The organism is Streptomyces sp. NPDC002309 (genome assembly GCF_053593375.1).
This window is the reverse complement of sequence record NZ_JBSFCI010000001.1, coordinates 151966-164836: the sequence shown is the minus strand read 5'-3', so window position 1 is coordinate 164836 and position 12871 is coordinate 151966. Positions and strand designations below refer to the sequence as shown.

The 12871-nt window shown below is 71.6% G+C and carries 11 protein-coding genes; 10 read left to right on the top strand and 1 reads right to left on the bottom strand.

Translation table 11 applies throughout. The features are described 5' to 3' along the window. Nucleotides 1-10: 10 nt before the first annotated feature. The 8 genes from obgE to ACWCPM_RS00680 all read left to right on the top strand — a co-directional run bounded on the left by obgE (nucleotide 11) and on the right by ACWCPM_RS00680 (nucleotide 11051). Nucleotides 11-1447, top strand: a complete 1437-nt coding sequence (gene obgE / locus ACWCPM_RS00715) for a GTPase ObgE (protein ID WP_450973940.1) — start codon at nucleotides 11-13, stop codon at nucleotides 1445-1447. Nucleotides 1448-2137: 690 nt separating this feature from the next. Next, nucleotides 2138-3637 (top strand): SDR family NAD(P)-dependent oxidoreductase, encoded by a 1500-nt coding sequence (locus ACWCPM_RS00710; protein ID WP_450973939.1) that lies wholly within the window; start codon nucleotides 2138-2140, stop codon nucleotides 3635-3637. A gap of 74 nt (nucleotides 3638-3711) precedes the next feature. Beyond that, nucleotides 3712-5787, top strand: a complete 2076-nt coding sequence (locus ACWCPM_RS00705; RefSeq protein WP_450973938.1) for a hypothetical protein — start codon at nucleotides 3712-3714, stop codon at nucleotides 5785-5787. Nucleotides 5788-6018: 231 nt separating this feature from the next. Then, a complete protein-coding gene (gene proB, locus ACWCPM_RS00700) occupies nucleotides 6019-7125 on the top strand; it encodes a glutamate 5-kinase (RefSeq protein ID WP_450974086.1) in 1107 nt (368 codons plus the stop codon). A 240-nt stretch (nucleotides 7126-7365) separates the two neighbouring features. Continuing rightward, complete coding sequence (locus ACWCPM_RS00695; RefSeq protein WP_450974085.1) at nucleotides 7366-7830, top strand: hypothetical protein; 465 nt, start codon at nucleotides 7366-7368, stop codon at nucleotides 7828-7830. Nucleotides 7831-7903: 73 nt separating this feature from the next. Beyond that, on the top strand, nucleotides 7904-9190 hold the full coding sequence (locus ACWCPM_RS00690; protein ID WP_450973937.1) for a glutamate-5-semialdehyde dehydrogenase: 1287 nt from the start codon (nucleotides 7904-7906) through the stop codon (nucleotides 9188-9190). 100 nt (nucleotides 9191-9290) lie between these two features. Continuing rightward, the gene (locus ACWCPM_RS00685) at nucleotides 9291-9845 is read left to right on the top strand and encodes an SCO2584 family spore wall biosynthesis protein (protein ID WP_450973936.1); all 555 of its coding nucleotides are present in this window, start codon (nucleotides 9291-9293) and stop codon (nucleotides 9843-9845) included. Between the two features lie 135 nt (nucleotides 9846-9980). After that, entirely contained in the window at nucleotides 9981-11051 is a 1071-nt protein-coding gene (locus tag ACWCPM_RS00680) for an SCO2583 family membrane protein (protein WP_450973935.1), read from the top strand. Between the two features lie 45 nt (nucleotides 11052-11096). Here ACWCPM_RS00680 and ACWCPM_RS00675 read toward each other — a convergent pair whose 3' ends face one another. Continuing rightward, the gene (locus tag ACWCPM_RS00675) at nucleotides 11097-12272 is read right to left on the bottom strand and encodes a M48 family metallopeptidase (protein WP_450973934.1); all 1176 of its coding nucleotides are present in this window, start codon (nucleotides 12270-12272) and stop codon (nucleotides 11097-11099) included. 146 nt (nucleotides 12273-12418) lie between these two features. Between ACWCPM_RS00675 and ACWCPM_RS00670 the strand changes: the two genes are divergently transcribed. Continuing rightward, a complete protein-coding gene (locus tag ACWCPM_RS00670; protein WP_450973933.1) occupies nucleotides 12419-12568 on the top strand; it encodes a hypothetical protein in 150 nt (49 codons plus the stop codon). A 110-nt stretch (nucleotides 12569-12678) separates the two neighbouring features. Then, a complete protein-coding gene (locus ACWCPM_RS00665) occupies nucleotides 12679-12843 on the top strand; it encodes a hypothetical protein (protein WP_450973932.1) in 165 nt (54 codons plus the stop codon). Nucleotides 12844-12871 lie beyond the last annotated feature (28 nt).

Sequence of the window (12871 nt, the reverse complement as noted above, 5' to 3'; positions counted from 1 at the left end):
CACCGCAACCATGACCACCTTCGTGGACCGCGTCGAACTGCATGTCGCCGCGGGTAGCGGGGGCCACGGCTGTGCCTCCGTCCACCGTGAGAAGTTCAAGCCGCTCGGCGGACCCGACGGCGGCAACGGCGGGCGCGGCGGGGACGTGACCCTGACCGTCGACCAGTCGATCACGACGCTGCTCGACTACCACCACTCCCCGCACCGCAAGGCCACGGGCGGCAAGCCCGGCGAGGGCGGCAACCGCTCCGGCAAGGACGGCCAGGACCTGGTCCTGGCGGTGCCGGACGGCACCGTGGTGCTGGACAAGGCGGGCAACGTCCTCGCCGACCTGGTCGGGCACGGCACCTCCTTCGTCGCCGCGCAGGGCGGCCGGGGCGGCCTCGGCAACGCCGCGCTGGCCTCGGCCCGGCGCAAGGCGCCCGGCTTCGCGCTGCTCGGTGAGCCGGGCGACCTCCAGGACGTCGTGCTGGAGCTCAAGACCGTCGCCGACGTGGCGCTCGTGGGGTACCCGAGCGCGGGCAAGTCCTCGCTGATCTCCGTGCTCAGCGCCGCCAAGCCGAAGATCGCCGACTACCCCTTCACCACGCTCGTCCCGAACCTCGGTGTCGTCACCGCCGGTTCGAACGTCTACACCATCGCCGACGTGCCGGGACTGATCCCGGGCGCAAGCCAGGGCAAGGGGCTGGGCCTGGAGTTCCTGCGGCACGTGGAGCGCTGCAGTGTGCTGGTGCACGTGCTGGACACCGCGACGCTGGAGTCCGACCGCGACCCCGTCTCCGACCTCGACGTCATCGAGGCGGAGCTGCGGGAGTACGGCGGCCTCGACAACCGGCCGCGGATCGTCGTCATGAACAAGATCGATGTACCGGACGGCAACGACCTCGCCGAGATCGTGCGGCCCGATCTGGAGGCGCGCGGCTACCGCGTGTTCACCGTGTCGGCGGTGGCGCGGACCGGGCTGAAGGAGCTGTCGTACGCGCTGGCCGAGCTGGTGGCGCAGGCGCGGGCCGCGCGGCCCAAGGAGGAGTCGACGCGGATCGTCATCCGGCCCAAGGCCGTGGACGACGCGGGCTTCACCGTCGTGCGCGAGGACGACGGGCTGTTCCGGGTGCGCGGCGAGAAGCCGGAGCGCTGGGTGCGGCAGACCGACTTCAACAACGACGAGGCGGTCGGCTACCTCGCCGACCGGCTCAACCGGCTCGGCGTCGAGGACCAGCTGGTCAAGGCCGGTGCCCGGTCCGGGGACGGCGTGGCCATCGGCCCCGAGGACAACGCCGTGGTGTTCGACTGGGAGCCGACCGTCATGGCCGGTGCGGAGATGCTGGGCCGCCGCGGTGAGGACCACCGCTTGGAGGAGCAGCGTCCCGCCGTGACGCGGCGCCGCGACCGGCAGGCCGAACGGGACGAGCTCCAGCAGGCGTTCGACGACTTCGAGCCGTTCTAGGCCGCGAGGCCCACGGGCGTTCCGCGCTGCGGGATACGAGGACCCGTCGCGGCAGGGTGGCGTTTCACACGCCGTCTCCCTGCCGCGACGGGTCCTTTTCGTCCGCCCGTCCCGTGGGGTGACCGAAGTGACCGGACGAGGGCCGCCGTTGTGATGGCGAACGCATCGGAACGGGGCGGCCGATGGGCGTGTTCGAGACACTCATCAGCCTTCCAGGAAACTCGGACAGAAATTCCACGGAATCCCCACAGGGAATTCAGGACCAATGCGGTGCCCGGTGTTCCGCATTCCTGGACCGGTCGCAAGGGAGCCGTGACGCATATGAAGAACGCGTGCACCCCTTCTTCTCGGGATGTGAAGGTCCGTTCCCGGCGGCGAATGTCCCGCGCGAAGGGCGGTCCTCGGGCGGGACCGCGCCGTGGTCGTGTCGTTCGCGCGCTCATGCGGAATGTACGGGGAACTTACGCGAAACTTACTGCGGAACCCGCGCTCCATCCGGAGACCGCATTTCTTGTGGAGTTACTCACAACATTTGCCAAACCTTTCCACGGAACTCCCGCGGGGTTGCCGGTGACGCCGGGTGAATGGCAGGTTGCGTGTACATTTTCGGCCGTCGTACTTCACCTTGCACAGCCGTAACCGCAAGTGCGACCCTTTGCGAGTTCCCAGTCGCCACGAGGTAGGTCACCTGTGTCAGAACGCATAGCCAAGCCCCGAACCACCGCAGTGATCCTGGCCGGCGGTACCGGCCAGCGTGTGGGTCTGTCGATCCCCAAGCAGCTGCTGAAGATCGCCGGCAAGGCAGTCATCGAGCACACCCTGACCACCTTCGAACAGGCCGACTCCGTCGACGAGGTCATCGTGCTGATGGCACCCGGCTATGTGCCCGACGTCGAGAAGATCGTCGCCAAGGCCGGGTTCCGGAAGGTCACCCGCGTCATCGAGGGCGGCTCCTCGCGCAACGAGACGACCGAGCGCGCCATCGCGGCGCTGGGCGAGGGCCTGGCCGAGGGCGAGGACCTCAACATCCTGTTCCACGACGCCGTCCGCCCGCTGCTGTCGCGGCGCGTCATCGACGACTGCGTGGGCGCGCTGGACCGCTACCAGGCCGTGGACGTCGCCATCCCGTCCGCCGACACCATCATCGTCACGCGGACGCACGGCGAGGACGGCGAGTTCATCACCGAGATCCCGGACCGCGCCCGGCTGCGCCGCGGTCAGACCCCGCAGGCGTTCAAACTGTCCACGATCAGGCGGGCCTACGAGGTCGCGGCGGGCGACCCGAACTTCCAGGCCACGGACGACTGCTCGGTCGTGCTGCGCTACCTGCCGGACGTGCCGATCCATGTCGTCGCGGGTGACGAGTACAACATGAAGGTCACCCAGCCCGTGGACGTCTTCATCGCCGACAAGCTGTTCCAGCTGGGCTCCACGGCCGCGCCGGAGCAGATCGGCGACGACGGCTACCGCGAACTGCTCACCGGCAGGACCGTCGTCGTCTTCGGCGGCTCGTACGGCATCGGCAAGGACATCGCCGAACTCACCGAGTCCTACGGGGCGAACGTCTACGCCCTCGGCCGCTCCACCACCGGCACGCACGTGGAGAACCCGGAAGAGGTCGACGACGCGCTGTCCAGGGCGTACGCCGAGACCGGGCGCATCGACCACGTCGTCAACACCGCCGGAGTGCTGCGCATCGGCAAGCTCGCCGAGACCGGGAACGCCACCATCGAGGAGGCGCTGAAGGTCAACTACCTGGCGCCGGTCCAGATCGCCCGTGCGGCGTACAAGTACCTGGCCGAGACCGAGGGGCAGTTGCTGCTCTACACCTCCAGCAGCTACACCCGCGGCCGCGCCGAGTACTCCCTCTACTCCTCGACCAAGGCCGCCATGGTGAACCTCACCCAGGCCCTGTCCGACGAGTGGGCCGGCGACGGCATCCGCGTCAACTGCGTCAACCCGGAGCGCACCGCGACCCCGATGCGCACCAGGGCGTTCGGCGACGAGCCCTCGGGTTCGCTGCTCTCCTCCGAGGCGGTGGCCCGGGCCTCCCTCGACGTGCTGCTGTCCGAGCTGACCGGCCATGTCATCGACGTCCGCCAGCAGGATCCGACGGCGGGCGCCGTCACGGCCTCCGGCTTCGAGCAGGCGCTGGCCAGGGTGCTGGACCGCCAGGCCGACGTGGCGTGATCGCCCGCCGCCGGGCGTAACGGAACCGTCGACCAAGACCGGCCCCTCTCGACTCTCGACAGAGCAGGTTCTTCGTGATCTCCACCGCTGTACGCGTCGCCCGGGTGGGCAGCGCGGCCGAGCTGGCCGCGGCGGCCCTCATGCTGCTGGGTTATCCGTCCCTCATGCTCGCCGCGCTCGCCCCGAGCGTCCCCGCCTTCGCGGCCGCGGCCGCCGTGACGTACCTGGCGGACCACTATCTGCACCGCCGCGGCAGTTACCTGGTCAACCGGCTCAGCAAGATCCGGGCCGGTCTGTCGATCCGCTTCCTGATCCGGCACCTGCTGCTGGTCCTGCTGCTGGCCCGGCTCTCCCTCTCGGACACCCCGCTCTTCTACGGCGCGGTCGGCTGCTTCATCGCCTTCTACGGCCTCCAGGCCCCGCACGGTGCCCTGGTCACCCTGATCCGCAACCGTCGCAGGCTGCCGGTCGCCACCCGCAACGTCGACCTCGCCTCCCGCATCCGCGTCCCCGACGCCCCGCCGCGCCGCCTGCTGCACCGCTCGGCGGAGAAGATGCTGCACCTCGACCTCGCCGCGTACGTCGGCGTACTGATCTCCGCGGGCGCCGACTCGGCCGCGGCCGGCTTCGCGGGCATCACCGTGACGCTGGTCCTCGGCTTCGCCTATGTCCTCGCCGTGGTGCCGTACGTGCGCGGACGGCGGGTGCCGACCCGTCCGGACGCGGTGCTGGCCGCGGTCGACGACTGGCTGCGCGCGTACGGGCCGCAGACCGTGCTGTACTTCTCCGGCTCCAAGGACTCGGCCTACCAGGTCGACATGTGGCTGGAGACCATGGAGCGGCTCGACACCAAGCCGCTGATCATCCTGCGGGAGCGGGTCATCCTGCAGAACCTCGCGCCCACCACGGTCCCGGTGATCTGCGTGCCCGGCGGGGTGCACCTGATGAACATGGACCTGTCCACCGTGCGCGTCACGCTCTACGCGGCGAACGTCGGCAAGAACATCCACATGCTGCGCGTGCCGACCATGAAGCACGTCTTCATCGGCCACGGCGACAGCGACAAGACCGCGAGCGTCAACCCGTTCAGCAAGGTGTACGACGAGGTGTGGACGGCCGGACGTGCGGGCCGTGACCGCTACGCGGACGCCGACGTCGGCGTCCGCGACGAGGACGTCGTGGAGGTGGGCCGCCCGCAGCTGGCGTCGATCCGCGGCCGCCAGGACGTACCGGAGACCCGCGTCCCCACCGTGCTGTACGCCCCGACCTGGGAGGGCTGGGACGACAACCCGGGCAACACGTCGATCCTCCTCGCGGGCGAGAACATCGTGCGACGGCTGGTCGCGGCCGACCCTCCGGTGCGCGTCCTGTACAAGCCGCACCCCTTCACCGGCACCCGCAGCGCCGAGGCCAGGGCCGCCCACGGCCGGATCACCGCCCTGGTGACGGAGGCCTCCGCGCGCCGCGCCGCCGATCCGGCCTTCACCGCCGACGCCGCCGAGCTGCGCGCCGCCCAGGCCGAGCTGTCCCGGATCGACGCCCGGCTCGCCGAACTGTCCGGCACCACCCGCGGGACCCGGGGCGACGAGGCCGAGGCCACCCGCGACGGCATGACCGACCTCGTGAAGCACCAAGAGGTCGCCCGGCTGCGCGCCGAGCGCGCCGACGTCCACTGGCGGTCCTTCCCGTCGTACGAGCACCGTGTCGTCACGGGCGCCGAGCCCCGTCTGTACGACTGCTTCAACGTCTCCGACGCGATGGTCTCCGACATCTCCAGCGTGGTCTCCGACTTCATCGCCAGCGGCAAGCCGTACGCGGTGACGGACTCGGCCGGACTGGGCGCCGAGGAGTTCGTGCGGCAGAACACCGCCGTGCGCGCCGCGGTGATCCTCACCAACGACGCCGCAGAGCTCGACGGGCTGCTGGCGGCGGTCCACGACCCGGCGGCCGACCCGCTGGCCGAGGAGCGCGAGGAGCTGAAGCGGTATCTGCTCGGCCCGGACGAGCCGAGGTCGCTCGACCGGTTCGACACGGCGGTAGCGGATCTCGCGCTGAAGGCCCGGACCCGCAACCTCGGCCAGGAGCCGCGCGCCGGGGCGGGGGCCGTGGAGGAGGTCGAGCCGGAGGACGCCGGACAGCCGGCCGTCTAGTGCCGCGTCGCCGAGGTTCGCCCCGTCGCGCGAACCTTGACTGACACGGCACCAGGCACACCGCGCGCGGGTCCGACGCGGCGGCCCGCGCGTCCCCTCGCCGGTCACGTCCCCGCTGTCCGGACGCTGGACCGATGCACGGGGGCCGATCCGCTTCGCGTAGATTGCGGAGTCGGGGACCCGAACCTACGCGAGGGGACAGACGGCAAGGTGGCTGGGGCAAGGCAGGCCGTGCGCGAGGCCCGCAGGATCGTCGTCAAGGTGGGTTCCTCGTCGCTGACCACCGCCTCCGGCGGGCTCGACGCGGACCGGGTCGACGCGCTCGTCGACGTCCTCGCCAAGATCCGCAGCGGTGGTGAGAAGGAGGTCGTGCTGGTGTCCTCGGGCGCCATCGCCGCCGGACTCGCCCCGCTGGGCCTGCGCCGCCGCCCCCGGGACCTCGCCCGCCAGCAGGCCGCCGCCAGCGTCGGCCAGGGACTGCTCGTCGCCCGCTACACCGCCTCCTTCGCCCGCTACGGCGTCCGTGTCGGACAGGTGCTGCTCACCTCCGACGACATGAGCCGCCGCGCCCACCACCGCAACGCCTCGCGCACCCTGGACGAACTCCTCGCGATGGGCGCCCTGCCCGTCGTCAACGAGAACGACACCGTCGCCACCGACGAGATCCGCTTCGGCGACAACGACCGGCTCGCCGCGCTCGTCGCCCACCTCGTCCACGCCGACCTGCTGGTCCTGCTCTCCGACGTGGACGGCCTCTACGACGGCGACCCGCGCAGGCCCGGCACCTCGCGGATCGCGGAGGTCCGGGGGCCGGCGGACCTCGCCGACGTGGAGATCGGCAGCGCCGGCAGGGCCGGCGTCGGCACGGGCGGGATGGTCACCAAGGTCGAGGCCGCCCGGATCGCCGCCGCGGCGGGCATCCCGGTCGTCCTCACCAGCGCGATCCACGCCGCCGACGCGCTGACCGGCCAGGACACCGGCACGTTCTTCCACCCCACCGGCAAGCGCTCCGCCGACCGCCTGCTGTGGCTCCAGCACGCCTCGGCCCCGCAGGGCGCCCTGACCCTGGACGACGGCGCCGTGCGCGCGGTCGTGGAGCGCCGCACCTCGCTGCTGCCGGCCGGGATCGCCGCCGTCGAGGGCGAGTTCAGCGCGGGCGACCCGGTCGAACTCCGGGACGGCGGCGGGCATGCCGTGGCGCGCGGGCTCGTCAACTTCGACGCCAAGGAGATCCCCCTGCTGATCGGCCGCTCCACCCGGGAGCTGGCGCGTGACCTGGGACCCGCGTACGAGCGTGAGGTCGTCCACCGGGACGACCTGGTGATCCTGCACCCCTGACACGGCCTGACGCGCGGACGGGAACAGCGGCCGGGAACAGCGGCCGAAAACGGCGCCGGGGAACGGCGGCCGAAAACAGGGGGAACGCCCCGCAAAAGCCCCCGCCCTGAGGTGGACGTTCCGCAAAACCGCCACGCGATCCCGTGGGGCCTGCTGAACTTTGTTTCAGAGGCACATTCCGCACGGGCATGGCTCGACCCCCTGCTCGACCATCGCGTAAAGGAGGCCGTCGTGAGACGAGTGCGCCCTGGGGCAGCGTCCCGCGGCGGTGCCGGTGGAGCCTCCTCCCGCCCGGCGGGCGAGGAGCGGGCCCTCACCAGCGTCGCCGCCGGTGACCGCTACCCGGGCGAGGAGCCCGAGAACCTGCCACGGCTGTGGCACGTCACCCTCAGCGTCTCCGGCGCGGCGGCCCCGCTGCCGGAGCTCCGGCGCGCCCTGGAACAGCTCGCCCACGACCACCCCTTCCTGCTGACCAGCAGATACGCCGACGACCACGCGGAGATCCGGTACTGGGAGGAGGCCCGCGACCTGCACGACGCGGCCGCCGTCGCCCTGCGTCTGTGGGGCGAGCACCGGCAGACCGCCGGACTCCCGGCCTGGGAGATCGTCGGCCTGGAGGTCATCGACCGGGCCACCTACCACCAGCGCATCTCCGAGGGCTTCGGACCGCTGCCCGCGTCACCCGTGGGCGTTCATCCCTTTTGAGGGCCTTGCGCCGCTTGTCTCGGGGTGTGGGATGGCCCCCGGAACGGCCGGTGAGGCGCACTACCCTTCCCTCATGACGACGCTCTCGCCGTACGACTCCATGACCCCGGTCACCCGGGCCGCCTACCGCGCCAAGGCCGCCGCCGCCGACCTCGCGCCGCTGCCTCGGGCCGTCAAGGACGACGCGCTGCTCGCCGTCGCCAACGCCCTGGAGGTTCGTGCGAGCGAGATCGTCGAGGCCAACGCCAAGGACGTGGCCAAGGCGCGCGAGGCCGGCACCAGCGAGAGCGTCGTCGACCGGCTGGCCCTCACCCCGGAGCGGGTGCGCGCCATCGCCTCGGACGTCCGCGACGTCGTCGCGCTGCCCGACCCGGTCGGCGAGGTGGTCCGCGGCTCGACCCTGCCCAACGGCATCGACCTGCGCCAGGTGCGGGTGCCGCTCGGCGTCGTCGGGATCATCTACGAGGCCCGCCCGAACGTCACCGTGGACGCCGCCGCGCTCTGCCTGAAGTCGGGCAACGCCGTCCTGCTGCGCGGCTCGGCCTCCGCCTACGAGTCCAACACCGCCCTCGTCCGGGTGCTGCGCGACGCCCTGGGCGGTGCCGGGCTGCCCGCCGACGCGGTGCAGCTGGTGCCCGGCGAGAGCCGAGAGAGCGTGCGCGAGCTGATGCGGGCGCGTGGCCTGGTCGACGTGCTGATCCCGCGCGGCGGGGCGTCGCTGATCCGGACGGTCGTGCAGGAGTCCACCGTCCCGGTGATCGAGACCGGCACCGGCAACTGCCACGTCTACGTCGACGCCGACGCCGACCTCGACACGGCCGTCGAGATCCTGATCAACTCCAAGGCCCAGCGGGTCAGCGTCTGCAACGCCGCCGAGACGCTGCTGGTGCACCGGGACATCGCCGACCGGTTCGTGCCGCGCGCCCTGGAGGCCCTCGCCGAGGCCGGGGTGACCGTCCACGCCGACGAGCGGGTGATGGCGTACGCCGAGGGCAGCAAGGCGACCGTCGTCGAGGCCACGGCCGAGGACTGGGAGACGGAGTACCTGTCGTACGACATCGCCGCGGCGGTCGTGGACTCCCTGGACAAGGCCGTCGAGCACATCCGGCTGTGGACCTCCGGCCACACCGAGGCCATCGTGACGACCTCGCAGCAGGCCGCCCGTCGTTTCACCCAGCTGGTGGACTCCACCACCGTCGCGGTGAACGCCTCGACCCGTTTCACCGACGGCGGGCAGTTCGGCTTCGGTGCCGAGATCGGCATCTCCACGCAGAAGCTGCACGCCCGCGGCCCGATGGGGCTGCCCGAGCTGACCAGCACCAAGTACATCGTGACCGGCGACGGGCACGTACGGCGCTGAGGCGCACGCCCCCGGCGCGCGCGACCGGCTCAGTTCCCGCCGGACGGATGAATTTCCATACCGTCTGCCCAAATTGACCCCCCAGGTCTACTCTGGATCCGTGCCGGAGGACGTGGGGGGCACGCCGTTCCCTGACGGCTGGGAGCCCGACGACGACCACGACCGCGGGGTGTCGGACGAAGAGTTCGCCTCCGTGGTCTTCGACGAGGCCTTCGTACGGTCGGCGGCGGTGCACGAGCCGACGGCGGTCGAGCGCCTCCTGGCCGCCGCGCAGGCGAGAGCCGAGGCCTCCGAGGCGGAGGCCCGCCGGGCACACGGCAGGAGCGAGCGCTACGACGACGGGTACGGCACCGGCGGTCTCGACCACGACCCGGACCTCGACGACCTGGACGACTTCGACGAGCACCACGGCACCGCGGGTCACGGAAAGCAGGTCCGCTGGCACCGCCCCGTCGCCTGGCTGCTCGCCCTCGTCATGGGCGTCGGCATGGTCGCGCTGGCCTTCGCCGCGGTGTACCGGGGCGCCTCCTCGCACCGCGAGGACCCGGTCCCGACGCCCGCCTCGACCGGCCTGGAGCACGGCACGTCGGCCGCGCCCCCCGCGTCCGCCGACCACTCCCGTCCGGCGGTCTCGGCGGTTCCGCGCACGCCCTGAGCGGCTGGTTCCACAGACCAGGACGGAGGCCCCGGCAGAGGGCCGGGCCGAGGCTCGCAGACCTGGTGAGTACCTGTCAGAAGTTGTGGTGGGGCGGGGCGTTTACCGGGGCTTGCGGAGACCCACTCTGAAGATATGGGCGGGCCTGGAGAACCACCTGAGGGGACACCCGACGGCGCCCCCAACGGAGCGGACGACGAATACCGATCCGTCGTGTTCGACGAGTCGTTCGTCCGGGCTGCCCGCCTCCAGGAGTTCTCCGCGCAGGAGCGCATCGCCGACCACGCGCCCGCCGTCCGCCGCCGCCCGCCCCTGCGCCGGGGTCTGTCCCGGCAGGCCCTGATCCTGGTCATGCTGATCGCGGTGGCGTTTGGCACCGCGATCTACCTGGGCGTTCGGCACCCGTACCAGAGCTCGGGGCCCGGCCGGCCCGCCGAAGCCCTGCGGATGACCGTCATCCCGCTGGCCCCGCGCGGCAGGGTTCCCGGTGCCACCGACCCCGAGCGGCTGTTCGCCGACAGTCCGGCCGCCCAGTTCCGCGTCGGCGCCGAGGGCATCGCGCTCCCGGCCGCGCGGCGCACCACGAACTTCTCCGACGCCCAGGTCGTGACCGCCCTGACCACGGCGAAGGACTACCTCGTCCGCTCCTCGCTCCACCCGGACGTGCTCACCGGCGGGCAGACCAGGCCCGTGCGCGTGCTGCTCGACCCGGATCAGCTCGAGCAGTTCGACCAGAGCTTCGCGCTGCCCGCCGCCGACGGCCTGCACGCTCCCCTCGGCTGGCTGGTGCGCTTCGACCCGGCCCGGGCCGAACTCGCCGACCGCGAGATCCGGGTGCGGGGCACGCTGACGGCCACCGAGACCGACGCCTCCACCCTGGAGGTCACCACCGACCACACGTTCGTGTACGCGCTGCGGCCGGCCGGGGCCGGTGACGGGGCCGAGGCGTCGCTGTTCACCGTGCGGCGCGAGCTGCACCTCCGCTTCGACCGCGAGGACCTGCGGCTGCAGCAGGCCGAGCTGGTCGGCTCGGTTCTCCAGGCCGGTCCGCTGTCCTGCGCGGACGACGCCACCAACCACCTGCGTCCCGTGCTCGCCGGCGGGACCGCCAGGGCGGGAGGCCCGGCCGCTACGGACCCGTTCGCGCCGCAGGGCACGGCGGCACTGTGCGGCACGCTTGCCGACACCGCGCAGCCGACGGCGTAAGCGGACGCGAAGGGTGAGCGCGGCGCGAGGCGGGCGCGGTGGAGGTCAGTCCTCGTCGCGCGGCGGTCGCTTCGCAGTGGGGTCGGTGCCCTGGGAGCCGTTGGCGCTCGTCGTGCCCGTGGACCCGGTACCGGAGGAGCCCGAAGCGTCCGGCGAACCCGCACCGGAGCCCGTGGCGCCGCTCGTGAAGCCGCCGAAGCCCCGCCGCACCCGGCTGCCGAGGTCGCCCGCGCCGCCCGCGATGTCCGCGACCAGCTTCATCAGCGGGTCCTTGCTGCCCCGCACCTGCCCGGCGTAGCTCGTCGCGGACTCGCGGAAGGAGTCGGTGACGGAGGTGTCCTTGTCCTCGCCGCGCCGCGGGTAGTGGCCGTCCATGATCCGCTGGTAGTCGCGGGAGGCCGCCCACTTCTTCAGCTCGGCCGCGCGGATCGTGGCGAACGGGTGGGAACGGGGGAGCACGTTGAGGATCTTCAGCACGGAGTCGCGCAGGTCGCCGCCCGCCTCGTACTCCTCGGCCTGCTCCAGGAAGGCGTCCACGTTCATCTCGTGCAGGTGGTTGCCGCCGGCGAGCTTCATCAGGCCGCGCATCGAAGCCTGGAGGTCCTGCCCGACCAGCAGCCCGGCCCGGTCGGCGGACAGCTCCGACTTGCGGAACCACTCGCGCAGCGCGGTCACGATCGCCATGATCGCGACATTGCCGAGCGGGATCCAGGCGACCCGGAGGGCGAGGTCGGTCAGGAACAGCAGCACCGTGCGGTAGACGGAGTGGCCGGACAGGGCGTGGCCGACCTCGTGGCCGACGACCGCCCGCATCTCCTCCTCGTCGAGCAGCTCGACGAGCCCCGTCGTCAGGACGATGACCGGCTCGTCCAGGCCGATGCACATGGCGTTGGGCACCGGGTTCTGGCTGACGTACATCGGCGGGACCTTCTCCAGGTCCAGGATGTAGCAGGCGTCCCGCAGCATGTCGTGGAGATGGGTGAACTGGCGGTCCGAGACGCGCACCGAGTCCGACAGGAACAGCAGCCTCAGGCTCCGCTCGGGCAACAGACCGCTGAGGGCCTTGAAAACCGTGTCGAAGCCGCTCAGCTTGCGCAGCGCGACCAGGGCGGAGCGGTCGGCCGGGTGCTCGTACGCCCGCGAGGAGATCTCCGGGAAGCGCCTGCGCTGCCTGCTGGGCACCTTCTCGTACCCGCCCTGCTGACTGCCGTCGTCGGACATGTGGTCCCCCATGTGCGTCTGTTGTGCCTCTGTTGTGCGCCTGTGTGCCCGGTGTCTCTTCCGCGCTTTCCCGTACGCCCCCGAAGCAACCTCCAGCCTAGGCGGAGATACGGTGGTCGGGGAGTACGACGAAGGAGTCCCGCACCATGCAGCACGTCACCGCCACCGACTGGCTCAGCGCCGCTCAAGAGCAGGGGGCGGGGAATCTCCTCCGGGTCGTACTGATCGTGATGGTCGTCGGCTGTGTACTGACGGGGTGGTTGCTGCTCCGGGGTTACAGGCGGAAGGACGACTGACGGCCCGCGAAGGTTGCCCGACGGCGGAGTCGGCGTGAGCGCGGCCGACCCGCCCGCATACGATGAGCCGACGTCTTTATCCCGCCCACACGCGATAGGTTCTGCCGAAGATGAGCTTCCACAGCGCCGCTGCCCAGTTGGTCACCCTCGCCGCCGGGGGCGAGGAGCACGGCGGCAACCACGAGAGCCTCAGCCCGTGGCTCACAGGCGGTGGCGCGTTCGTCGCCCTGATGCTGCTCCTGTGGATCACCACGCGCTTCAACCGCGACCGCTGACCGCACAGGACGGGCCGGTAGGGTCTGC

Excerpts from the sequence above, each read along its gene's own strand:
- obgE (WP_450973940.1), top strand. The coding sequence starts at position 11 with ATGACCACCTTCGTGGACCGCGTCGAACTGCATGTCGCCGCGGGTAGC.
- ACWCPM_RS00675 (WP_450973934.1), bottom strand. The coding sequence starts at position 12,272 with ATGTCCGACGACGGCAGTCAGCAGGGCGGGTACGAGAAGGTGCCCAGC.
- ACWCPM_RS00670 (WP_450973933.1), top strand. The coding sequence starts at position 12,419 with ATGCAGCACGTCACCGCCACCGACTGGCTCAGCGCCGCTCAAGAGCAG.
- ACWCPM_RS00680 (WP_450973935.1), top strand. The coding sequence starts at position 9,981 with ATGGGCGGGCCTGGAGAACCACCTGAGGGGACACCCGACGGCGCCCCC.
- ACWCPM_RS00690 (WP_450973937.1), top strand. The coding sequence starts at position 7,904 with ATGACGACGCTCTCGCCGTACGACTCCATGACCCCGGTCACCCGGGCC.
- ACWCPM_RS00665 (WP_450973932.1), top strand. The coding sequence starts at position 12,679 with ATGAGCTTCCACAGCGCCGCTGCCCAGTTGGTCACCCTCGCCGCCGGG.